General features: G+C 72.7%; 17 protein-coding genes. 12 read left to right on the top strand and 5 right to left on the bottom strand.

The window, feature by feature from the left end:
* The first annotated feature begins 63 nt into the window (after window positions 1-63).
* The 3 genes from BRM3_RS02590 (at window position 64) to BRM3_RS02580 (ending at window position 3,404) form a co-directional block, all read left to right on the top strand.
* A complete protein-coding gene (locus BRM3_RS02590) occupies window positions 64-807 on the top strand; it encodes an MIP/aquaporin family protein (protein WP_263594547.1) in 744 nt (247 codons plus the stop codon).
* Window positions 808-905: 98 nt separating this feature from the next.
* Entirely contained in the window at window positions 906-2,441 is a 1,536-nt protein-coding gene (glpK, locus tag BRM3_RS02585) for a glycerol kinase GlpK (protein ID WP_263594546.1), read from the top strand.
* Window positions 2,442-2,879: 438 nt separating this feature from the next.
* A complete protein-coding gene (locus tag BRM3_RS02580) occupies window positions 2,880-3,404 on the top strand; it encodes an NUDIX domain-containing protein (protein WP_263594545.1) in 525 nt (174 codons plus the stop codon).
* Between the two features lie 348 nt (window positions 3,405-3,752).
* Here the strand turns inward: BRM3_RS02580 and BRM3_RS02575 are convergent, their stop codons facing one another.
* Entirely contained in the window at window positions 3,753-5,828 is a 2,076-nt protein-coding gene (locus BRM3_RS02575) for a glycogen debranching N-terminal domain-containing protein (protein WP_263594544.1), read from the bottom strand.
* Window positions 5,829-6,029: 201 nt separating this feature from the next.
* Here BRM3_RS02575 and BRM3_RS02570 point away from each other — a divergent pair, with 201 nt between their 5' ends.
* From BRM3_RS02570 to BRM3_RS02540, 7 genes are all read left to right on the top strand, one after another.
* Complete coding sequence (locus tag BRM3_RS02570; RefSeq protein ID WP_263594543.1) at window positions 6,030-7,133, top strand: LacI family DNA-binding transcriptional regulator; 1,104 nt, start codon at window positions 6,030-6,032, stop codon at window positions 7,131-7,133.
* Window positions 7,134-7,202: 69 nt separating this feature from the next.
* Complete coding sequence (locus tag BRM3_RS02565) at window positions 7,203-8,462, top strand: sugar ABC transporter substrate-binding protein (RefSeq protein ID WP_263594542.1); 1,260 nt, start codon at window positions 7,203-7,205, stop codon at window positions 8,460-8,462.
* Between the two features lie 67 nt (window positions 8,463-8,529).
* Window positions 8,530-9,612 (top strand): carbohydrate ABC transporter permease, encoded by a 1,083-nt coding sequence (locus BRM3_RS02560; protein ID WP_263594541.1) that lies wholly within the window; start codon window positions 8,530-8,532, stop codon window positions 9,610-9,612.
* The gene (locus BRM3_RS02555; RefSeq protein WP_263594540.1) at window positions 9,609-10,559 is read left to right on the top strand and encodes a carbohydrate ABC transporter permease; all 951 of its coding nucleotides are present in this window, start codon (window positions 9,609-9,611) and stop codon (window positions 10,557-10,559) included. The genes BRM3_RS02560 and BRM3_RS02555 overlap by 4 nt, the downstream gene beginning before the upstream one ends.
* A gap of 447 nt (window positions 10,560-11,006) precedes the next feature.
* On the top strand, window positions 11,007-12,659 hold the full coding sequence (gene putP, locus BRM3_RS02550) for a sodium/proline symporter PutP (protein ID WP_263594539.1): 1,653 nt from the start codon (window positions 11,007-11,009) through the stop codon (window positions 12,657-12,659).
* Window positions 12,660-12,802: 143 nt separating this feature from the next.
* Entirely contained in the window at window positions 12,803-13,612 is an 810-nt protein-coding gene (locus BRM3_RS02545) for a GNAT family N-acetyltransferase (protein WP_263594538.1), read from the top strand.
* 114 nt (window positions 13,613-13,726) lie between these two features.
* Complete coding sequence (locus BRM3_RS02540) at window positions 13,727-15,937, top strand: glycoside hydrolase family 3 C-terminal domain-containing protein (protein WP_263594537.1); 2,211 nt, start codon at window positions 13,727-13,729, stop codon at window positions 15,935-15,937.
* Between the two features lie 201 nt (window positions 15,938-16,138).
* Here the strand turns inward: BRM3_RS02540 and BRM3_RS02535 are convergent, their stop codons facing one another.
* On the bottom strand, window positions 16,139-16,993 hold the full coding sequence (locus BRM3_RS02535) for a TetR/AcrR family transcriptional regulator (RefSeq protein WP_263594536.1): 855 nt from the start codon (window positions 16,991-16,993) through the stop codon (window positions 16,139-16,141).
* 50 nt (window positions 16,994-17,043) lie between these two features.
* Between BRM3_RS02535 and BRM3_RS02530 the strand changes: the two genes are divergently transcribed.
* Complete coding sequence (locus BRM3_RS02530) at window positions 17,044-18,537, top strand: MFS transporter (protein WP_318152432.1); 1,494 nt, start codon at window positions 17,044-17,046, stop codon at window positions 18,535-18,537.
* Window positions 18,538-18,640: 103 nt separating this feature from the next.
* Here BRM3_RS02530 and BRM3_RS02525 read toward each other — a convergent pair whose 3' ends face one another.
* The gene (locus BRM3_RS02525; RefSeq protein WP_263594535.1) at window positions 18,641-19,174 is read right to left on the bottom strand and encodes a GNAT family N-acetyltransferase; all 534 of its coding nucleotides are present in this window, start codon (window positions 19,172-19,174) and stop codon (window positions 18,641-18,643) included.
* A 120-nt stretch (window positions 19,175-19,294) separates the two neighbouring features.
* Here BRM3_RS02525 and BRM3_RS02520 point away from each other — a divergent pair, with 120 nt between their 5' ends.
* A complete protein-coding gene (locus tag BRM3_RS02520; protein ID WP_263594534.1) occupies window positions 19,295-20,158 on the top strand; it encodes a DUF1206 domain-containing protein in 864 nt (287 codons plus the stop codon).
* Here the strand turns inward: BRM3_RS02520 and BRM3_RS02515 are convergent.
* A complete protein-coding gene (locus BRM3_RS02515; protein ID WP_263594533.1) occupies window positions 20,143-21,150 on the bottom strand; it encodes a Sir2 family NAD-dependent protein deacetylase in 1,008 nt (335 codons plus the stop codon). The genes BRM3_RS02520 and BRM3_RS02515 overlap by 16 nt on opposite strands.
* A 134-nt stretch (window positions 21,151-21,284) precedes the next feature.
* The gene (locus BRM3_RS02510) at window positions 21,285-22,025 is read right to left on the bottom strand and encodes a siderophore-interacting protein (protein WP_263594532.1); all 741 of its coding nucleotides are present in this window, start codon (window positions 22,023-22,025) and stop codon (window positions 21,285-21,287) included.
* Window positions 22,026-22,103: the final 78 nt, after the last annotated feature.

Genomic DNA, 22,103 nt, shown 5'->3' with positions numbered 1-22,103 from the left:
CCACCGTCCGCTCGGCCACCGGCGTCGCCCGCCCGGGGGCGCCCTACTCGATGAGGAGTACCCATGGGAGTGATCTTCCTTCACGAGATCGTCGGCACCGCCGTCCTGCTGCTGCTGGGCGGCGGCGTGGTCGCCAACAACATCCTGACCAAGACCAAGGGTTTCGGCGGCGGCTGGCTGATGATCAGCTTCGGCTGGGGGCTCGCGGTCTTCTCGGGCGTCTACGTCGCCTACAAGACCGGTGCCCACCTGAACCCGGCCGTCACGCTCGGTCTGCTGGTCAACGGCAGCGACCTGTATCCCGGGGATGCCGCCGCGGGCCTCCCCGCCATCCCGGCCACCTTCGGCAACGTGATCGCCTACATCGTCGCCCAGATGATCGGCGCCTTCCTCGGCGCCGTGCTGTGCTGGCTCTCCTACAAGAAGCACTTCGACGCCGAGACCGACGAGGGCAAGATCCTCGGCGTGTTCTCGACCGGCCCGGAGATCCGCTCGTACGGATGGAACTTCGTCACGGAGGTCATCGCGACCTTCATCCTGGTGTTCATCATCATCCTGTTCGGCGGGACGCCCTCGGGCCTGGGCCCGCTCGCGGTGGCCCTGCTGGTCGTCGTGATCGGCGCGAGCCTCGGCGGCCCCACCGGCTACGCCATCAACCCGGCCCGTGACCTCGGTCCCCGCATCGCCCACGCGCTCCTCCCGATCCCGCACAAGGGCGGCTCGGACTGGTCGTACGCGTGGGTGCCGATCGCCGGGCCCGCCGTCGGCGGCATCCTCGCGGGCCTCGCCGCCAAGGCCTTCATCTGACGGCGGACGGCGGGCGCGCCCCGAGAGCACCCTCGGCGCGTGCCCGCCGTCCCCTCCACCCACCGCAGTCCACCGCCATCCGCAACGAAGGAGTTTCGATGAACGACGACCAGAAGTACATCCTCGCGATCGACCAGGGGACCACGTCCACCCGCGCGATCGTGTTCGACCACGCCGGCCAGATCGTGGCCAGCGGCCAGCGCGAGCACGAGCAGATCTTCCCCAAGGCCGGATGGGTCGAGCACGACGCCGCCGAGATCTGGCGGAACACCCGCAGCGTCGTCGGCGACGCCCTGGTCGGCGCCGAGATCAACCGCCACCAGCTCGCCGCCGTCGGCATCACCAACCAGCGCGAGACCGCCGTCGTGTGGGACAGGACGACGGGCGAGCCCGTCTACAACGCGATCGTCTGGCAGGACACCCGCACCCAGAAGATCTGCGACGAGCTGGCCGGTGACGAGGGCGCCGAGAAGTACAAGGAGCGCGTGGGCCTCCCGCTCGCGACCTACTTCTCGGGCCCCAAGGTCAAGTGGATCCTCGACAACGTCGAGGGCGCCCGCGAGAAGGCCGAGAAGGGCGACCTGCTGTTCGGCAACACCGACTCGTGGCTCGTGTGGAACATGACGGGCGGCAAGGACGGCGGCGTGCACGTCACGGACGTCACCAACGCCTCCCGCACGATGCTCATGAACATCGACACCCTCGACTGGAACGAGGACATCGCGGGCGACATGGGCATCCCGCTGTCCATGCTCCCGGAGATCCGTTCCTCGTCCGAGGTCTACGGCACGGGCCGCAAGCAGGGCCTGCTCATCGACACCCCGATCGCGGGCATCCTGGGCGACCAGCAGGCCGCGACCTTCGGCCAGGCCTGCTTCGAGGTCGGCCAGGCCAAGAACACCTACGGCACCGGCAACTTCATGCTCATCAACACCGGAGAGGAGCTGGTGCGCAGCGAGAACGGCCTGCTGACCACGGTCGCCTACAAGATCGGCGACAACAAGCCGATCTACGCCCTCGAGGGCTCGATCGCCGTGACCGGCTCGCTCGTGCAGTGGGTCCGCGACAACCTCGGGCTCATCAGCGACGCGCCCGAGATCGAGGACCTCGCCAAGAAGGTCGACGACAACGGCGGCTGCTACATCGTGCCCGCCTTCTCCGGCCTGTTCGCCCCGTACTGGAAGTCCGACGCCCGCGGCGCGATCGTCGGCCTCACCCGGTACATCAACAAGAACCACATCGCGCGGGCCGCGCTCGAGTCCACGGCGTTCCAGTCGCGCGACGTGCTGGACGCGATGAACGCGGACTCCGGGGTCGAGCTGAGCGAGCTCAAGGTCGACGGCGGCATGGTCAAGAACGAGACGCTCATGCAGTTCCAGGCCGACATCCTCGGCGTTCCCGTCGTGCGCCCCCAGGTCATCGAGACCACCGCGCTCGGCGCCGCCTACGCGGCCGGCATCGCCGTCGGCTTCTGGGACGGCGAGCAGGACGTCATCGACAACTGGGCCGAGGACAAGCGCTGGGAGCCCACGATGGACGAGGCGACCCGCGAGCGCTACCTGCGGCTGTGGAAGAAGGCCGTCGAGCGCACCTACGACTGGGTCGACGAGGACGTCAACGAGCTGTACGGCTGACGTCCGGCCCGGGGGGCGTCTCACCTCGCGGGCCGGGCCGGGCCGGGCCGAGGCCTGGCCCCGTGGGGCTGTCCCGCGGCTGGTTCTGTGGGGCTGTCCCGCGGCCCGGTTCCGTAGGGTCGCCCCGCGGCCCGGTTCTGCGGGGGTCGCCCCGCCGCCGACCCATTGCCACCTGGCGGCACCTATCGCGTCTGATAGGTGCCGTCAGCTGTCTTTCGCCCGGGGGTCGAGGGCCGACGGAGAGCTCGGGAGGGGTTCGGAGGTCGAGGAGCGTCAGCAGGTGCAGGTGCAGGTGCGGGTGCGGGTCGGGCTGCGGCAGGGTCCGACTGCGGGAAGGGTCGGGCTGGGGATCGGGATGCAGGATCGGGGCGCGGGACGTTGGCCCGGGGATGTCGGCCCGGGGGACGTCCAGCGGCGTCGGCGTGCCAGGATGACGGGATGAACGAGCTGCTGCCCGATCCGGTGTATTTCGCAGGGCTGCCGAAGATCATCTCCTCGGGGGCCGTGATGCTGCGCGACGAGACCGGACGCTTCGTCATCGAGAAGCCCAACTACCGCGACCACTGGCTGCTGCCCGGTGGCGGCGTGGACCCAGGGGAGGACCCGCGGCAGTGCGCGCACCGCGAGGTGATCGAGGAGCTCGGACTCGACCTCTCCATCGGCCGCCTGCTCGCCCTGGACTGGGCGCCGTCGCGCGCTGCGAACTCCGCGCCGATGGGCGTGCACTTCGTGTTCGACGCCGGCGTGATGCCCGAGGCCGAGCTGCGCGCGCGGATCCGCCTGCAGGCCGCCGAGCTCGACGACTGGGCGCTCGTCGGTCCCGAGGACGCACACCTGCTGAGCACCTGGGGCGCGTCGCGAGCGCTGCGGGCGCTCGACGTGCTCGAGGGCCGCGCGGAGGTGGATCTCCACGGCCTCGCGGAACGGGGTCGCCACCCCGAGCCGCCGCGCGCCGGCGAATAGCGCGAGCGGGCACCGCTCACCCACCGCGCCCGTCATGGCGCGCCGCAGCGCTCGGGGTCCGGGGCGGGCGATGCGATGGACGAGTCCGCTGGGGGACCGTGATGCGCTCCCGACGGTCCGGGAGCGGGATCTGACGGCGAGGCCATGGCCGGTCCTCGGTGTCGGGTCTGCTGGGGGACCGTGGTGGGCTTCCGATGGTCCGCCAGCAGGCTCGAACGGCGGGCGTCCGGCCAGTGCGCCGCACCACCCCGGCTTCAGGCGCCGCAGCGCCCCCCGCCCCAGCCGCGTGCCGGGCCCCGCTCCAGCCGCAGCGCCGCCCGGGCCGCGGCTCGTCCTCGAGCGTGCCCGTCAGAGCGCGTCGAGCGCCTGGGCGACCGTCACCGCCGTCGCCGCGGCCCACGCCTGCGGGCGGCACGATGCCGGGTAGGGCACGGGCGGCCACACCTCGTCGGCCGCCTGCCCGCCGAACAGCTCAGGCATGCGGCGGTCGAAGCCCTCCGAGGCCCGGAGCAGACCCCGCGCGAGCACCTGGGCCTCGTCGCGGAAGCCCGCCCGCAGCATGCCGCGCAGGATGTAGCCGGTGTCGTGGGTCCAGACGCTCCCGCCGTGGTACCGCAGCGGCCAGTAGGCGGCGTTGGTCGTCGACAGGGTCCGGATCCCGTACCCGGAGAACATGCTGGGATGCAGGAGGCGGCGCACGACGACGGCCTCCTCCTCGGCGTCGAGCAGCCCCGTCCCGAGCAGGTGGCCCATGTTCGAGGCGACACCGTCGACGGGCCGCTTGGACCCGTCGAGGGCGAGCGCGACGTAGGGCCCCAGCTCGTCGGTGCACCAGAACGCCGCGCGGAACCGCTCGCGCAGCTCGGCGGCCCAGAGGCGCAGACGCGCCGGGAGCGCCGCCGTCTCGTCCGTTCCCGCGCTGCCCCTCGGACCGTCGTCGAGGCCCTCGAACAGCTCGGCGGCGTGGAGCGCGGCGGCATAGGCGTACCCCTGCACCTCCGCGAGCGCGATGCTGCCCTCGGCGAGCGACCCGTCGGCGCGCCGGACGGAGTCGCCGGAGTCCTTCCAGCCCTGGTTGGTCAGGCCGTGCCCCGACTCGTCGATGTACTCGAGGAACCCGTCGCGATCGGCGTCGGCATGTTCGAGGAGCCAGGTCGCGGCGCCCTCAAGTTGGGGCCGGAGCACTCGCACGCGCGCCGCGGCGCGCCGGGTCGCCTCGTCCGACCCCGCGGCCGTCTCGGCGCTCCACGCCTCGTGGAGCAGCTCGATCCACAGGGGCGTCGCGTCGATCGTGCCGTAGTAGACGGGCGGCAGGTGGGAGTCGACCATGTCCATGCCCTCGGCGCGGACCTCGTGCAGGATCTTGCCCGGCTGCTCCGCCGTCTCGGGGTCGCGCACCCTGCCCTGCCGTGCGCCGAGCGTGCGCAGGGTGCCCCACGCGATCTCGGGATCGACGGGCAGGGCGAGGGACGCGGCGATGAGCGCGTCACGGCCGAAGAGCGTGAAGAACCACGGCGCGCCCGCCGCGTAGAAGACCTCGTCGGCGTGCTCGTGCGTACGCAGGCGCAGAGCATCGAGATCGCCCAGGGAGCGTGCCACAAGATCGGCGACGGCGCGCCGCTCGGGGTCGTCCGCGCCGCGGCTCGCCGCGCGGGCGCGCTCGGCGGCGGCGCCGAGCACGGCGGACGGCGCGGGGGCCGCGAAGGGCAGCGACGGGTCCTGCGCCTCGAGGCGCCAGCTCGCCTCGACCGAGCCGGGGCCGTCCAGGTGCAGCTCGACGCTCAGCTCGATCTCCCACGGGCTGTCGGTGGCCGACATCGGGACGTCGGTGCGCAGAGCGGCGTGCGCACGGGGGCCGAAGACCCACCGGGCGGTGCCCGAGGCGGTATCGACCGTCACCGACGGCAGGGGAGACGTGCGCTGGATCAGGATCCGGGGGTCCTTGACCGCCGACATCGAGGTGTCGTCGACGCCGAGACGCACGCGCAGCGAGAGCGCGCGGGGGCGCGGGTCCGCGCTCGTCAGCGTGAGGGTCTCGGTGACGCCGTCGGTATCGGCGCGGCGAGCGCGGCGCAGCAGCAGGAGCGGGTCGACGGTGCCGTCGAGCAGGGAGACGGCGTCGGTGTGCACGACCTCGCGGGCCGAGACCACCTGCACCGGGAGCGGCGAGAGCTGACCGCCCAGGGCCTCGACGGTCAGGCGCGAGACGATGCGGGTGTCGCCCGCGTAGATCCCGTGGGCACCGGAGCCGTGCATCGACCCGTCGGGCAGCGACCACGCCTGGACGGGGGCGTTGAAGACCCCGGTGAGGTCGTGCACGAACGGCTGGTGGAACTCGAGGGGATGGATGCTCGGGGGCAGGCCGCCGGGGAGGGACGCCGAGGCGTCCGGGGGCGTGGCGGGCGAGGGCTGCTGCGCGGTCAACGGACTCCTCCGGACGGGGGTGGCGCCCGGCGGGAGCCGGGCGGTGCTTGACAGGCCCGCATCAGCGGCTGACGATGGGCGCATCCACAGTTTGATCGATCAAATTCTCGAGCGCAACCGCGTTTGAACGATCAAATGCCACGGAGTCCTCGCGGTGTCGCACCGTGGGACGTCGCAAGGACGGGACAGGAGGTACGAGCCATGGGCCAGGAGAGCCAGCATGGCCACGGGACCGCGAGCGGCGAGCAGGTACCCGCCGGCCGCCGCGTGAACGCCCCGGCCGACACCGGTACCGCCACGCCGACGCTCAACTCGATCGCCCGCGCCCTCGGGGTCTCACGGCAGACCGTCTCGAACGTGCTCAACAGCCCCGAGCGGGTCGCCGAGCCCACCCGCTCCGCCGTGCGGGGGGAGATCGAGCGCGTCGGCTACCGCCCGAGCGCGGCGGCCCGCCAACTCCGCACCCGGCGCTCGCGGCTGCTCGGCTTCCGCATGCAGGACACGACCGACGGCATCAACGGCTCCATCCTCGACCGCCTGCTCCACGCCCTCACCGCGCGCGCTCACGAGTGCGGCTACGCCCTCCTCGTCTTCGCAGCCGACGGCGAGGCCGCCGAGATCGCCGCCTACGAGGACCTGCGGGCCACCAACGCGCTCGACGGGTTCCTGCTGACCTCCACCAACCACGGCGACCGGCGCGCCGACTGGCTGCTCGAGCACGACATCCCCTTCGTCTGCTTCGGGCGCCCCTGGGGGCGCATCGACGCCGCCACGACGCGCGACCACGACTGGATCGACATCGACGGCCGCGCCGGGACGGACGCCGCGACCCGCCTCCTCGCCGAGGACGGGGCGCGCCGCATCGGGTTCATGGGCTGGCCCGAGGGCTCCGGCGCGGGCGACGACCGCTTCGACGGCTACGTCACCGCGATGGAGGACCTGGGTCACGTGCCCGATCTCGTCGACCGGGTCGAGGACAGCTTCGAGAACGGCCAGGGCGCGGCGGAGCGGCTCGTGGCCGCCGGCGCCGACGCCCTCGTGTGCGTCTCGGACTCGCTCGCGCTCGGTGCGATCGCCCGCATGCGAGCGCTCGGCCGCCACGACGTCATGGACCGTGTCGTCGGCTTCGACGACACCCCCATCGCGCGGGCCGTCGGCATCTCGAGCGTCGACCAGCCCGTCGAGCAGGCCGCCCGCCGCATGGTCGACCTGCTCATCCACCGCATCGAGCATCCCGGCGCCTCCCCGGCCTCCGACCCCACCGACCTGCTCACGCCGGTCGTGCATCGTCGCCGCGCGACCTGACGCCGCGCGCCGCCTCCCGACCACCCTCACCGATCCCGTCCGGCCCATCGCCTCACCTCAGGAGCAGTCATGACCCCCACCCGCATCTCACCCGTCACCCGGCGCCGCGTGCTCGGCACCCTCGCCGCCGCTCCCGCCCTCGGCCTCGGCCTCGCCGCATGCGGAGGCAGCGGCTTCGACTCGTCCGACGGCGGCTCGGACGGCGGCGGCAGCTCGAGCGGCCTGAGCGTGCTCATCGGCTCCTCCGGCGACGCCGAGACCACGGCCGTCCAGGACGCCGTGGCCGCCTGGTCGAAGGACTCCGGCACCGAGGCCAAGGTCATCGCCGCCTCGGACCTGGCCCAGCAGCTCTCCCAGGGCTTCGCCTCGGGCAAGCCCTCGGACGTGTTCTACCTGTCCTCCGACTCCCTCGCCGGCTTCGCCTCCAACGGGTCGCTCGAGGCCTACGGGGACAGGCTCTCGAACAAGGACGACTTCTACCCGGCGCTCATGGAGGCCTTCACGCTCGACGGCAAGCAGTACGGCGCGCCCAAGGACTTCTCGACCCTCGCCCTCATCATCAACACCGAGCTGTGGCAGGCCGCGGGCCTGGGCGACGGCGACCTCCCGACCGACTGGGACGGACTGACCGCCGTCGCCCAGAAGCTCACCCAGGGCGATGTCGTGGGCCTCGCCGTGAGCGGCGAGTACGCGCGGCTCGGCGCGTTCATGGCCCAGGCCGGCGGCGAGCTCGTGACCGACGGCAAGGCGACCGCCGACTCCGCCCAGAACGTCGAGGGCCTCAACTACGTCAAGTCGCTCCTGGGCGCGGGGACCATGAAGTTCGCCAAGGACCTCGGCGCCGGCTGGGGCGGCGAGGCGTTCGGCAAGAAGCAGTGCGCGATGACGATCGAGGGCAACTGGATCACCGGCGGTCTCGAGGCCGACTTCCCCGATGTCGCCTACCGGGTGGCCGAGCTGCCGGCGGGCCCCGCCGGCAAGGCCACGCTGCAGTTCACCAACGCGTGGGGCATCGCCGCCGACTCCTCCCACCAGGACGACGCGCTCAAGCTCGTCGAGTTCCTGACCTCCAAGGAGCAGCAGATGGCCTTCGCCAAGGCCTTCGGCGTCATGCCGTCGCTCACGGCGGCCGCCGCGGACTGGTCGGCCCAGTACCCGGATCTCGCGGCCTTCAGCGCCGGTGCCGAGTACGCCAAGAACATCCCCTCCCAGGCCGGCGTCTCCGACGTGATCGCGGACCTCAACTCCCAGCTCGAGTCCCTCGCGAGCCAGGATCCGGCGACGATCCTCGGCACGGTGCAGAGCAACCTCGAAGCCGCCCTCGACTGATCCCGCCTCCGGACGGCGGACGCACGCGTCGCGTCCGCCGTCCCCACCGTCCCCGAGAGGAGTCCCCATGGCCGTCAGCCTCCGCCGCCGCGCGGGCCGCGACGCCGCCGCCGGCTGGGTCTTCACCCTTCCCGTCATCGTGATCCTGGGCCTGTTCCTCGTGGTCCCGGTGATCATGGCCGCCTGGGTGAGCGTGTCCGACTGGACCGGGCGGGGCAGCCCGTTCGCGTCCGGCGTGAGCTTCGTCGGCGCCCGCAACTACGGGCAGATCCTCGGGGAGAAGGGCCTGGCCCAGCGGGACTTCGGCACCGCCCTGCGCAACAACGCCTACTACGTGCTGCTCGTCGTGCCGCTCCAGACGATCCTCGCGCTGCTGCTCGCCGTGGCCGTCAACAAGCGGGTGCTGCGGGGCAAGGGATTCTTCCGCACCGCCTTCTACTTCCCCTCGGTGACGAGCTCGGTCGCGATCACCGTGCTGTGGCTGTTCCTGTTCTCCTCGGCCGGCGTGGTCAACAAGGTCATCTCCTTCGTCGGCGTGAAGGGACCCAACTGGTTCAACGATCCGCGGGGCCTGCTGCACGTCGTGCTCGGCTGGTTCGGGGTCGACGCCGCACCGGCCGCCCTGTCCCAGCCGGGCTTCCTGGGGCTCTCGGGCTGGGACTGGCTGGCCGGGCCGTCCATCGCCATGACCGCCCTCGTGCTGATGGCGGTGTTCACGACCTCCGGCACGTTCATGCTGCTGTTCCTCGCCGCGCTCCAGGCTCTGGACCCCGAGGTCGAGGAGGCCGCGATGATGGACGGGGCGGGCACGGTCCAGCGGTTCTTCCGCATCACGGTCCCGCAGCTGCGCCCGACGCTGTTCACGGTGCTCACCCTGGGTCTGATCGGCACCTGGCAGGTCTTCGACCAGATCTACGTCGGCACCCAGGGCGGGCCGTCCAAGACGACGCTCACGCCCGCCTACCTGTCCTTCGACGCCGCCCTGAACCAGCAGCAGTGGGGGCACGGCGCGGCCATCTCGTTCATCCTCTTCTTCATCATCGTGGCCCTCACGCTCCTGCAGCGCCTCGTGCTGCGCGAGCGCGACGAGCCCCGCCGCCGCCGGCTCGGCTCCCGCCGCCGCGGCACGCAGAACGGAGCGCACGCATGAGCGCCGAGAGCACCATCGGACCCGTCGGCGCGAGCACGGGCCTCGCCGCTCCCGGCACGGGCACGACGGACGCGGGCGGGGCCGCCGGTTCCGGGCCTCGGCGTCGCTCCCGTCGGGGCGGGGCGTTCAGCACGGGCTCCCTCGTCACGTACGTCGTGCTGCTGATCGTCGCGGTCGTCTACATCTTCCCGTTCCTCGTGCAGATCGCGACGAGTTTCAAGACCGAGCCGGATGCCGCCTCCAACCCCCTCTCGCTGATCCCCGAGACGTGGACCGCGGCGGCCTACACGCGCTTGTTCGCCCACTCGGACTTCCCGCTGTGGATCAAGAACTCCTTCATCGTGACGATCATCGTGACGCTCGGGCGCGTCTTCTTCGACTCGCTCGCCGGCTACGCGCTCGCCCGCCTCGACTTCCGCGGTCGCGGCGTCGTGTTCGCGCTGCTCGTGGCCGTCATGGCGGTCCCCGGGGTGGTGCTGCTGATCCCGAAGTTCCTGGTCCTGAACACCCTGGGGATGTACGACTCCTATGCGGGCATGACCCTGCCGCTGCTCGCCGACGCGGCGGGCGTGTTCATCATGAAGAACTTCTTCGAGTCGATCCCGCGGTCGATCGAGGAGCAGGCGAAGATCGACGGCGCGAGCACCTTCCGCACCTTCTGGTCGATCGTGCTGCCGATGGCGACGCCGGCGCTCATGACCATCGTGATCCTCTCGTTCCAGGGCTCCTGGAACGAGATGAACCACTTCATCGTGTCCACCCAGAGCCCCGAGCTGACGACGCTGACCAAGGGCGTCGCCCAGCTCGCCTCGGGCCAGCTGTCCCAGGGCAGCCAGTACCCGCTCAAGCTCGCGGCGGCCGCGCTCATGACGGTCCCGGTGGCCCTCGTCTTCTTCATCTTCCAGCGCCGGATCATGAACACCTCCTCGGGCGCCGTGAAGGGCTGACGGGCGCAGCGGGCGCGTGACCGGGCCGGTGTGAGCCCCGGTGCGGACCGTGATCGCTCGCCCACGGTCCGCGAGCAGGCACGAGCACAGGGCAGGCCCCGCGGCCGGCACCTGTCGCGCCGAGGTGCCTGCCTGGGGACCGGGCGGGCTGCCACTGGACGCGGGGACAGGCACGACGACCGGGCGCGCCCCTCCCCGGCGCGGCTCCCCGCTCCCGCGAGCCGCTGCCCGGATGACGATGCGGTCACGGTTTGCGCGAACCGTCGGGGGCACGGACGGGCACGCGATAGTGTGGCCCACGCCTCATGCAGGCCACCTTTCCCGCGTCAGCGTCGGACCGCCGCCCCCACCAGCGGCCGACTCGGAGCGCACGTCCGCCCCGCGGCCGACCCCGGCCGTGCATCCTCACCGCGGCCCGAGAGCCGCCCTGAAGAGCAGGAGCCACGAATGAGCTCGGACCTCGTCTTCAAACTGATCGCGCTCGCGGTCTACTTCCTCGCGATGCTCGCCATCGGCCTCTACGCCTTCCGCAAGACGGACGACGGCGAGGACTACATGCTCGGCGGGCGCAGCCTGCACCCGTTCACCGCGGCGCTGTCCGCCGGCGCCGCCGACATGTCGGGCTGGCTGCTCATGGGCCTGCCCGGCGCCCTGTACGTCGGAGGCCTCGTCGAGGCCTGGATCGCGGTGGGCCTGACCGCCGGCGCGGCGCTCAACTGGTTCTTCATCGCCCCGCGCCTGCGCCAGTACACGCAGATCGCCAACAACTCCCTCACGGTGCCGAGCTTCTTCGGCAACCGCCTGCACGACCGCACCCACCTGCTGCGCTTCGCCGCGGGCCTGGTCATCCTCGTGTTCTTCACGTTCTACGTGTCCTCCGGCATGGTCGCCGGCGGCGTGTTCTTCCAGTCCTCCTTCGGCGGCTCCTACCTCGTGGGCATGCTGCTCGTGGCCGGCGTGACCATCCTCTACACCCTGTTCGGCGGCTTCCTCGGCGCGACCTACACCGACGTCGTGCAGGGCCTGATCATGCTGGTCTCGCTCATCGCGGTGCCCGTCACGGCGATGTTCGTGGTGGGCGGCCCCGCCGAGATGTTCGCCTCCGTGCGCGAGGTCAACGACACCTTCGCCTCGATGACCGCGGGTGCGACCGCCGTCGGCGTCATCTCCTCGCTCGCGTGGGGCCTGGGCTACTTCGGTCAGCCCCACATCATCGTGCGCTTCATGGCGCTGCGCTCCTCGCGCGACGCCCGGTGGGGCCTCGGCATCGGGCTCACCTGGATGATCCTGTGCGTGCTCGGCGCGATCTTCACCTCGATGGCGGGACTGGCCTACTTCCAGCAGCACCAGGACCAGCACCTGACCGACACCACCAACGGCGAGTCCGTGTTCCTCGACCTCGGGCAGATCCTGTTCCACCCGCTGATCGCGGGCATCCTGCTGGCCGCCGTGCTCGCGGCGATCATGTCGACCATCTCGTCGCAGCTCGTCGTGACCTCCTCGGCCCTCGTCGAGGATCTCGTCGGCGGCGTCGGCATCAAGCTCGGCCCCCAGGGCAAGCTGTGGGGCGGCCGCATCGGCGTGCTCGCCGTCTCGATCGTCGCGCTCCTGCTGGCGCTCGATCCGGGCAGCTCGGTGCTCGGCCTCGTGTCGTTCGCGTGGGCCGGGTTCGGCGCCGCGTTCGGCCCGATCGTGATCCTGTCGCTGTTCTGGCGGCGGCTGACCGCCGCCGGCGCGCTCGTCGGCATGGTCGCCGGCGCGGCCGTCGCGTTCTGGTGGGGCGGCGGGTACAAGACGATCGCCCCGCTGTGGAACGGCGACGTCACGAACTACCAGAGCCCCGACGTGCGCTGGGACCTCTTCGGCGGCGAGCACCTCTACGAGATCCTGCCCGGCTTCGTCGTGTGCCTCGTGCTCGCGATCGTCATCTCCCTCATCACGCCGCGACCCCCGCGGGCTGCGATGGACGAGTACGACGACATGGTCGCCTCGCTCTCCGACGGCGTGATCCCGACCCGCGAGCCCGAGCTCGCCGCGGTCGGCGCCGAGGGCGCGGGCGCCGAGCCGGACGCGACGCCGCGCGGCAGCTCAACCGACTGATCGCCGCCTGACCCCGGGCGTGAGCGGTCTGCGGGCCGCCGCGCCCCGTGCCGCTGTGCCCCGGGTGGCGGGCGACGGTGGCGGACGGGGCCGCACGGAAATCCCCTCGCGCGGACGCGGGCCGCTCGGGCATGCTTCCAGGCATGACCGAGCGGCCCGCGGACGTCTCCGCCTACCTTCGCGCCTACGACGAGCAGCTGCGCACCGACGCGGAGACGCCGAGCGCCCTGGCCGTCGAGCGCCGCGGCCCGCTGCGGCTCGTGACGTTCGCGGGCGGGCGCGGCTTCGTCACCTACCGCGACCTCGCGGGCGCGGACGCCGAGGAGATCGCCCGCCTGGTCGACGCGGCCCTCGACCACTTCCGGGCCGACGGCTCGATCGTGCGCGTGGAGTGGAAGACCCGCGGCCACGACCGGGCCCCGGGCCTGCACGAGGCCCTCGTGGCGCGCGGCTTCCGCGCCGAGGAGCCCGAGTCGATCATGATCGGCCCGCTCACCGCGCTCGCCGACGCGCCCACCCCGGCCGGGGTGACCATCCGTCGGGCGACGGAGCCCGAGGACGTGCGCGCCGTGAGCCTCATGGTCGATCGCGCCTTCGGCGACGAGGGCGACGAGAACCGCGCGCGCGACCTCATCGACCGCCTGGCGCGCGAGCGCGACCGCCCGGACGGCATGCAGCTCTGGGTCGCCGAGACCGAGGGGCAGATGGTGTGCGGCGGACGCCTCGAGCCGGTCCCCGACACCGACTTCGCGGGGATCTGGGGCGGCGCGACGCTGCCCGCGTTCCGTGGGTGCGGCATCTACCGGGCGCTCACCGCCGCCCGCGCCCGGGCCGCTCTGGCCCTCGGCCGTACGCTCGTGCACTCCGACTCGACTGAGCACTCGCGGCCGATCCTCGAGCGCTCGGGGCTGCGCAGGGTCTCGACGACCACGCCGTACCAGTGGCGGCGCTGAGGCGCTGATCCCACCGCACCGATCGGGCACGTCCGACCGTCGGCGCGGTGCGCCGCCCGGCCGGGCCACGGGTACCGTCGGCAGGACTCACGTCCAGCATCGAAGGAGATCACCGTGAACGACCAGAGCTCCGGCCCCGCCGCCGACCTCACCACCGACGAGAAGATCGCGCTCACGGGCGGACAGGACTTCTGGCACCTCCACTCCTTCCCCGACAAGGGCCTGCCCGACGTGATGGTCAGCGACGGCCCCCACGGCCTGCGCACCCAGAAGGGCGACTCCGACATGCTCGGCCTCAACGACTCCGTCGAGGCCACCTGCTTCCCGCCCGCCGTCGGCCTCTCGGCGACCTGGAGCCCCCGCACGGCTGGCGCCGTCGCCGCCGCGATCGCCGAGGAGGCCCGCGCCGAGGGAGTGTCCGTCGTGCTCGGCCCGGGCATGAACATCAAGCGCTCGCCGCTGTGCGGCCGCAACTTCGAGTACTTCTCCGAGGACCCCCACCTCGCGGGCGAGATGGCCGTGGGCTACGTCGACGGCATGCAGGACGCGGGCGTCGGCACCTCCATCAAGCACTTCGCGCTCAACAACCAGGAGACCGACCGCATGCGCGTCGACGTCGAGGTCGACGAGCGCACGAAGCAGGAGATCTACCTGCGCGCGTTCCGCTCGGTCGTGACGCGCTCCCAGCCGTGGACCGTCATGTGCTCCTACAACTCCGTGGGCGGCACCCTGGTCTCCCAGAACCACCACCTGCTGACCGAGGTGCTGCGCGACCAGTGGGGCTTCGAGGGCGTCGTCGTCTCCGACTGGGGCGCCGTCGTGGACCGCCCGGCCTCCGTCGCCGCCGGCCTCGACCTGCAGATGCCCGCCGACACCGGCGCCGAGCAGGACCTGCGCGACGCCGTCGCCGCGGGCGACTACGACCAGGGCGCCCTCGACCGCGCCGCCGACCGGGTGGCCGCGCTCATCCTCCGCAGCGCCGAGAACGCCGACCCCGACGCCGCCTACGACCGCGACGAGCACCACGCCGTGGCCCGCGACGCCGCACGCAAGGCGATCGTGCTCCTGACCAACGACGGCACGCTGCCGCTCGCCCCCGACGCCGACGTCGCCGTGGTCGGCGACTTCGCGCAGACGCCCCGCTACCAGGGCGCCGGCTCCTCGCACGTCATCCCCACCCGGCTCTCGAGCGCGCTCGACGCGATCCGCGAGGCCACCGGGACCGAGGTGCCCTTCGCGCGCGGCTTCGTGCCCGGGGACAAGGCCGACTCCGCGCTCGTCGAGGAGGCCGTCGAGGTCGCCCGCAACGCCGGCACGGTGCTCGTGTTCCTGGGGCTCGGGGAGGACGTCGAGTCCGAGGGCTACGACCGCACCGACATGGAGCTTCCCGCGGAGCAGGTCGCGCTGCTCCAGGAGATCCAGAAGGTCAACGACCGCGTGGTGGTGCTGCTGTCCAACGGATCTGCCGTGCGCTTCCCCTCGGCGCTGCTCGACGCCTCCGCCGTGCTCGAGACCTGGCTGCTGGGCCAGGCCGGCGGCGAGGCCGTCGCCGACGTCCTGTTCGGCGCCGTCACCCCCTCGGGCAAGCTCGCCGAGACCGTGCCGCTGCGTCTCGAGGACGTGCCCTCGTTCCTGCACTTCCCGGGGGAGGCCTCGCGCGTGCAGTACGGCGAGGGCCTCTTCGTGGGATACCGCGGCTTCGACGCACGCGGCCTCGACGTCCAGTTCCCCTTCGGCTACGGGCTGTCGTACACGACGTTCGACTACTCCGACCTCGAGCTCTCCTCGGACGACGACGGCATCCACGTCGCGCTCACCGTGGCGAACACGGGGGAGCGGGCCGGCCGCGAGGTGGTCCAGGCCTACGTGTCGGTGCCCGGCTCGAAGGTTGCGCGCGCACCGCGCGAGCTCAAGGGCTTTGCCGAGGTCGAGCTCGAGGCCGGCGCCTCCGAGCGGGTCGAGCTCACGCTCGCGCACGCGGACCTCCAGTACTGGAGCGTGGCCCTGCACGGCTGGGCCGTCGAGGGCGGCACCTACCACGTGGCGGTCGGCGCCTCGAGCCGCGACCTGCGCCTCGAGGGTGACGTCGAGGTGACCGGGGACGAGACGATCCCCGAGGTGACCGGCGCGACCACGCCGCTCGAGATCGCGGAGATGCCCGGCGGCGAGGAGAAGCTCGAGTCGTTCATGTCCTCGATCGGGCTCATGGCCGACCCCGAGATGCGCAAGATGGCCGAGCAGATCCCGATCGGCCGCCTCACCGGCATCGGCAACGTGAGCCGCGAGGACCTCGCCGCGTTCATCGACAGCCTCAACCAGCGCTGAGGCGCCGCGGGCACTCGAGGAAAGCCCGCGGCGGCGCGGTCGCTCAGTCGGTGTCGCCCACCTGGCGGCGCTGGTGCCCACCTGGTGCCGCTGTCACCCGCACGGTGGCGCCGCGGTCGCTCACCCGGTGGCGCTGTCGCCCGCACGTGCCCGCCTGCGGACCGTGGTCACGAGATCACGGTCCGCAGGCGGGCACGTGTGTCATCCGTGGTGAGCCGGCGCTCCGCTCCGCAGCATCGTGAACAGCGCGCCGAGCCGCACGCGATGGTCCTCCACGAGCGCGGGGTCGACCTCGTCCGTCGGCGCGTCCCGCAGGCGCCGGCGCGCGGTGCCCGTGAGCACCGCCGCATAGCCCGCGACGAACAGCGCGGCGAGCAGCTCGGCCTCGGCGGTGGTGCCGTCCCCGCTCGGGGATGTGGTCGTGGTCGTGGTCGGAGATGCTGCGGCGGCCCCGGAGGGAGCGGGCGCCTCCTCGCCCTCGGGCGCCACGCCGCTCGGCTGGGTGTTGCCAGGCCCGGTCCCACCAGGCCGGGGGTCGTTCTGTGCGGTGTCGCCGGGCGCGGTGTCGCTCGGTGCGGTGTCGCCAGGCGCGGCGACGCCGCGGGCGGCGGTGCTCGGCGAGGCGCTCGTCTGCGTGATCTCCTCGGCCAGGGCCGCCGCGAGATCGGCCGCGATCTGGCGGGCGCGCGCGATCACGGCGGCCGAGCCCGCGACCGTGCGGAAGAACGGCACCGAGCGCGGGTCGAGGCCCGAGAGCGCATGGCGCTCGTCGGCGAGACGAGCGCACAGCTCCTCGAGGGCGTCGAGCACGTCGCGTCCCGGCGCCCGGTCGCGCACGGCCGCGCGCAGCAGCTCGTCGGCGTCGAAGGCCCGGTCGAGGAACATGTCCTCCTTGCGCGGGAAGTGGTTGAACACGGTGACGCTCGAGACGCCCGCCTCCTTCGCGATCTGCGCGACCGTCACGGCGTCGAACCCGTGCTCGAGGAACAGCGGGGACGAAGCCTCGAGGATCCGGGCGCGCGTGCGAGCCCCTCCGCGCGGATCGGTGCGTGGCATGCGCGTCACACTCCCTTGAGTCACTAAGTTTAGTTACTTAACGTAGAGGTATGTCCTCCGACAACACCATCGTGGCACCCGAACCCGGCGCCCGCTCCTCAGACTCCTCCGCCTCCCGTCGCGCACCCGCCTCGCTCCGCGAGGCATGGGTCGCGCTCGCCGGCCTCTCGGCCGTCTTCCTGTTCGAGATGCTCGACAGCTCGATCCTCAACGTCGCCCTCCCCACGATCGGGCGCGAGCTGAACGCCTCGACCACCGCGCTGCAGTGGGTCACCGGCTCGTACGCCGTCGTCTTCGGCGGGCCGATGCTGGCGCTCGGCGCCCTCGCCGACCGCGTCGGGCGGCGGCGCGTCATGCTCGTCGGCCTCGTGCTGCTCGGGCTCGCGAGCCTGGCCACGGCGTTCGTCTCGACCGCGGGCGAGCTGATCGCGGTGCGCGTCGCGATGGGCGTCGCCGCCGGGATGACCACCCCAGGGTCGCTCGCGCTCGCCTTCCGCCTGTTCCCCGACGACGCGCTGCGAGTGCGTGCGATGACGCTCATCTCGACGGTCGGGATCGTGGGCCTCGCGATCGGGCCGACGGCCGGCGGGCTGGTCCTCGCGGTCGCGCCGTGGCAGGTGCTGCTGCTCGTCAACGTGCCGATCGCGATCCTCGCCCTCGTCGGGGTCCGCTCGGGGATCGCCGCCGACGACCCCGCCGAGCTGCACCGCGCCCCCGCCGACCTGGCCGGTGCCGCGCTCGGCACCGCGGCCATCGTGCTCTCCCTCGTCGCACCGACGCTCTTCGTCGATCGCGGCGCCGCCTCCGCCGCGGCATGGGCGGCGAGCACCGGGGCCGTCCTCGCCCTCGTGCTGTTCGTCGTGCGCGAGCGCCGCGCCGACCACCCGCTGCTCGACCTCGCCCTCCTGGCCCGCCCGCTGGTCTCGAGCGGCCTCGCCTACAAGGCCGCCTCGGGCCTGGCCACGGCGGGGATCGGCTACCTCGTCACGCTCCAGCTCCAGCTGGACTGGGGATGGGCGCCGGCGCTCGCGGCCCTCGGCATGCTGCCGCAGGTGGTGGTGCTGATCGCGGGCGGTGCGGTGATCACGCCGATGATGAAGCGGCTGGGGCTCGAGCGGTCCGCCTGGATCAGCGCCCTCGTGGTCGTGGCCGGCCTCGCGGTGTACGCCGTGCTGGGTCGCTTCGGCTACGGCTGGGTCGCGCTCGCCCTCGTGCTCGTCTCCGCGGGGATGCGGGTGGTCGGTGTGGTCGCCGGCACGAACGTGATGCGGGGGCTCCCGGCCGACCGCACCTCGACGGGCGCCGCGCTCGCCGACACCTCGACCGAGGTCGCGTCCGCCGTGGGCATCGCGGTGCCCGGCACCATCCTGGCGGCGCTGTTCAGCGGGTCGATCGCCGTCGCGCCCTGGAGCGCCGCCCAGACCGGCGAGTTCCGGGAGGCCGTGACCGTCGCCGGCCTCGTGCTGACCGTCGTCTCGGCCCTGCTCGTCGGCTGGGGCTACGCGCGCGCCCGCGGGGCGGCCGACGGCGTGACACAGGACTGAGCCGGGCCGGCGCCGGAGGTGCCGCTCAGGTGATGTGGTGCCTGCTGGAGAAGGTAGTCATATGGTGAGCCGACCTCCGTGAGAGCCTCGGCCGACCATATGACTACCTTTTCTCGCCGCGCTCCGCGTCCTCGGGGCGCTCCCGGTCGTCGAGCGTGAGCTGGAGGAAGGTGAGGTCGAGCCAGGTGCCGAACTTGGTCCCCACCTGCGGGAGCATGCCGACCGTCTGGAAGCCGAGCTTCTCGTGCAGGCGGATCGAGCCGAGGTTGTCCGACGCGATGCCGGCGACCATCGCGTGCAGGCCCAGGGCACGCGCACGGTCGATCAGCTCGACCATGAGCGTCCGGCCGAGGCCGCGCCCGCGCTGATCGCTGCGCACGTAGACGGAGTGCTCGACGGTGTAGCGGTAGCCGTCGTGCGGACGCCACGGCCCGAACGTGGCGTAACCGACCACCTCGTCGTCATCGACCGCGACGAGCACGGGGAAGCCGGCCTGCTCGTGCTCGGCGACCCAGGCGGCGCGATTGGCCTCGTCGACCGTCTGGTCGTTCCAGATCGCGGTCGTGTGCTCGACGGCGTCGTTGTAGATGGCGGTGATGGCCGGGATGGCGGCGGCATCGGCCTCGGTGATTCGCATGGGTGGGCCTCCTCGTGCGCTCATCCTGACGGTCGCCGGCCCGCGACGACGAACCTGTCCACGGGCGGTGCGGGGCGATCCGGTGCCCCGCATGAGCTGCGATGGGTCAGGATGGTCCTCATGGACGAGGACGCGGGCACCACGGACGCCGCATCCGGCGTGAGCGAGGCCGCCGATCGTGCGGAGGACGCGGCCGAGCGCGCCGAGAGCTCGACGGCCCTGCGCACCGCGGCGCGCACCGGTTTCGTCGCGAGCGGGCTCGTGCACATCCTCATCGGCTGGATCGCCCTACGGCTCGCCCTCGGCTCCGGCGGCGGCGACGCCGACCAGTCCGGTGCGCTCGCCTCGGTCGCCCAGGCCCCCGGCGGAGAGATCCTGCTCGGTATCGGCGCGCTCGCGATGGGCGCCCTCGCCATCTGGAATGCCCTCGAGGCGTGGTTCGAGGCACGGCGCGAGCCGACCGTCGCCACGAAGCTGAGCCGCGCCGTCTCGTACGGCGGCAAGGCGGTCGTGTACGCCGTCATGGCCGTCGCCGCGGGGCGCTTTGCCGTCGGCGCCGGCTCCTCGTCGAGCCAGCAGACCGAGGGGGCGGCCGCTCCGCTGCTGGGCAACCCCGCGGGACAGGTGCTCGTGGTCGCCGTCGGCGCCGTCGTCGTCGGCGTCGGCGTGTTCCATGTGGTCAAGGGCGCCACCCGACGGTTCGAACGGGACCTGCGGCGCGAGCCGTCCGGCTCGGCGTCGGCCCTCGTGGTCGCATGCGCCATGGCAGGTTTCATCGCCAAGGGCGTGGCGCTGATCGCGGTGGGCGCCCTGTTCGCGTGGGCCGGGATCGGGGCCGACCCCGACAAGGCCACCGGGCTCGACGGCGCCCTGCACACGATGGCCGGTCTGCCGGCGGGCACGATCCTGCTCGCTCTCGTGGGCATCGGCCTCGTCCTCTACGGCGTCTACAGCTTCTTCCGGGCGCGCTACGAGGATCTCTGACCCTCGCCGAGCAGCTCGAGCCAGCGCCCCAGCACGTCCTCGATCCGGCCGTGCACGCGCACGGCCGCGAGGGCGTCGCCGCGGGTGGGCCCGTCGTTGACGATGACGACCGCCGCGCCGCGGCCGATCGCGCGGCGCACGAACCGCAGCCCCGACCGCACGGTGAGGCTCGATCCGAGCACGAGCAGCGCCTCCGCGCGGTCGACGGCGGCCATGGCCTCGGCGACGTGTTCGGGGCGGGCGCTCTCGCCGAAGAAGACGACGTCTGGCTTGAGCACGCCGCCGCACAGCGGACACGGGGGGTAGCGGAAGCTCGAGGTGCGGTCGACCTCGGCATCGCCGTCGGGCGCCTGGGCGGCGTCGGCGGCGAGCTCGTCGAGATGCGCGGCGACCTCGGGGTTCATCGCCAGCAGACGCTCGTGATGTCTCTCGCGGGAGCTGGTCGCATCGCACGAGAGGCATCGCACGACCGCGAGGCGGCCGTGCAGGTCGACGACGGGGCGGGAGCCGGCGGCCTGATGGAGGCCGTCGACGTTCTGGGTGATGACCGCCTCGAGCGGCGTGACGCGGGCGAGGGTGGCCAGACGTCGGTGCGCGAGGTTGGGGCGGGCCCGGTTGAACTGGGTCCAGCCCACCGTCGAGCGCGCCCAGTAGCGGCGCCGGGCGAGGTCGGAGCGGCTGAACTCCTGGAAGGTCATGGGGGAGCGGGGCACGGCGTCGGCGCCCCGGTAGTCCGGCAGCCCGGAGCCGGTGGACATGCCCGCGCCCGTCAGCACGGCGGTGTCCCGGCCGCGGATGACGGCGAGCGCCCGCTCCACGGTCCCCTCGTCGCTCACGAGGCCGTAGCCACCGCGGGGATCGGGGCCCCACGCGGGCAGACGGGGCAGCCCGCGGCCGACAACCGGGGCGGTGGCCGTCGAGAACCAGCGCCCGACGTCGGCGGCATCGCCCGGTCGGGGCGGGGCGGACGGGGGCGACGATCCGGGGCTCACGCGGCCAGGCTACGACGTGCGACCGAGGGGAGGCCGCCAGCTCGCCCAGGGCGTGGCGCCGGCCGGGGCGACGCGGCCGATGGAGGCGGGCCGGCTGCCCCGGACGCGATGCCCCCCCGGGGTGCCGGCGGCGGTCAGCGCTTCCAGTAGGCGAGCGCGTGCACGCGCTCCTTGGGCACCCCCAGGCGTTTGCGCAGCGCCGAGGAGAGACGCCGGGTGGGCTCGCCCTCGAGGGAGACGAAGTACACGCTGCCGGCGGGCGCGGAGGCCGCGGCATCGAGGGCGGCGTCGACGATCGAGCCGTCGCGGTCGAACCAGCGCACGTCCACCTGCCCCGCCCGCGGCCGGGGCGCCGGGAGGACGCTCTCGTCATCGGGATATCCGCGCTCGAGCAGCACGGTGGCGGGGAGGTCGGGCGTGCGGCGGAGGGTGTCGAGGATGGCGGGCAGCGACGCCCCGTCGCCGACGGCGACCAGGTGGTCGGGCAGCGGGTCCACGAGCGGACGCCCGTTGAGGATCGTCGCCTCCATCTCGTCGCCGGGCGTCGCGCGCTGCGCCCACGCCGAGGCGATGCCCGGATGGAGGTAGAACTCGAGCGAGAACTCGCCCGTCGCAGGATCGGGGTCCACGACGGTGTATCCGCGCTGATGGCCCTTGCCGCCGGGCTCGGTGAACCACAGGCGCAGCCAGTAGGTGGGGTAGAGATCCTCCGCGGCGAGCACCTCGTCGCCGCGGCAGCGCAGGCGCACGAAGTGCTCGGAGACCTCCTCGCGCCCGATCACGCTCACGCGCGTGTCACGGGCTCGGAAGGCCTTGAGGATCACTCCGTTGACGCCGCGGCGCGGGGAGCTGGTGCGGGAGTTGGTCGTCGGCACGGGCGCCCTCCGAGGTTCGAGGTGAGGTGAGGAACACCTTGCCTGTCGGGGCTCGGGGTGGTGAGAGCCGCCCGACGC

The sequence above is a fragment of the Brachybacterium huguangmaarense genome, from assembly GCF_025725725.1.
Classification (GTDB): domain Bacteria; phylum Actinomycetota; class Actinomycetes; order Actinomycetales; family Dermabacteraceae; genus Brachybacterium; species Brachybacterium huguangmaarense.
The sequence above is the reverse complement of the archived record's forward strand: the minus strand, read 5'-3'. Positions and strand labels throughout refer to the sequence as shown.

What these genes read in the sequence shown, in the direction of transcription:
- BRM3_RS02590 (WP_263594547.1), top strand. Translation starts at nt 64, where the DNA reads ATGGGAGTGATCTTCCTTCACGAGATCGTCGGCACCGCCGTCCTGCTG.
- glpK (WP_263594546.1), top strand. Translation starts at nt 906, where the DNA reads ATGAACGACGACCAGAAGTACATCCTCGCGATCGACCAGGGGACCACG.
- BRM3_RS02580 (WP_263594545.1), top strand. Translation starts at nt 2,880, where the DNA reads ATGAACGAGCTGCTGCCCGATCCGGTGTATTTCGCAGGGCTGCCGAAG.
- BRM3_RS02570 (WP_263594543.1), top strand. Translation starts at nt 6,030, where the DNA reads ATGGGCCAGGAGAGCCAGCATGGCCACGGGACCGCGAGCGGCGAGCAG.
- BRM3_RS02565 (WP_263594542.1), top strand. Translation starts at nt 7,203, where the DNA reads ATGACCCCCACCCGCATCTCACCCGTCACCCGGCGCCGCGTGCTCGGC.
- BRM3_RS02560 (WP_263594541.1), top strand. Translation starts at nt 8,530, where the DNA reads ATGGCCGTCAGCCTCCGCCGCCGCGCGGGCCGCGACGCCGCCGCCGGC.
- BRM3_RS02555 (WP_263594540.1), top strand. Translation starts at nt 9,609, where the DNA reads ATGAGCGCCGAGAGCACCATCGGACCCGTCGGCGCGAGCACGGGCCTC.
- putP (WP_263594539.1), top strand. Translation starts at nt 11,007, where the DNA reads ATGAGCTCGGACCTCGTCTTCAAACTGATCGCGCTCGCGGTCTACTTC.
- BRM3_RS02545 (WP_263594538.1), top strand. Translation starts at nt 12,803, where the DNA reads ATGACCGAGCGGCCCGCGGACGTCTCCGCCTACCTTCGCGCCTACGAC.
- BRM3_RS02535 (WP_263594536.1), bottom strand. Translation starts at nt 16,993, where the DNA reads ATGCCACGCACCGATCCGCGCGGAGGGGCTCGCACGCGCGCCCGGATC.
- BRM3_RS02530 (WP_318152432.1), top strand. Translation starts at nt 17,044, where the DNA reads ATGTCCTCCGACAACACCATCGTGGCACCCGAACCCGGCGCCCGCTCC.
- BRM3_RS02525 (WP_263594535.1), bottom strand. Translation starts at nt 19,174, where the DNA reads ATGCGAATCACCGAGGCCGATGCCGCCGCCATCCCGGCCATCACCGCC.
- BRM3_RS02520 (WP_263594534.1), top strand. Translation starts at nt 19,295, where the DNA reads ATGGACGAGGACGCGGGCACCACGGACGCCGCATCCGGCGTGAGCGAG.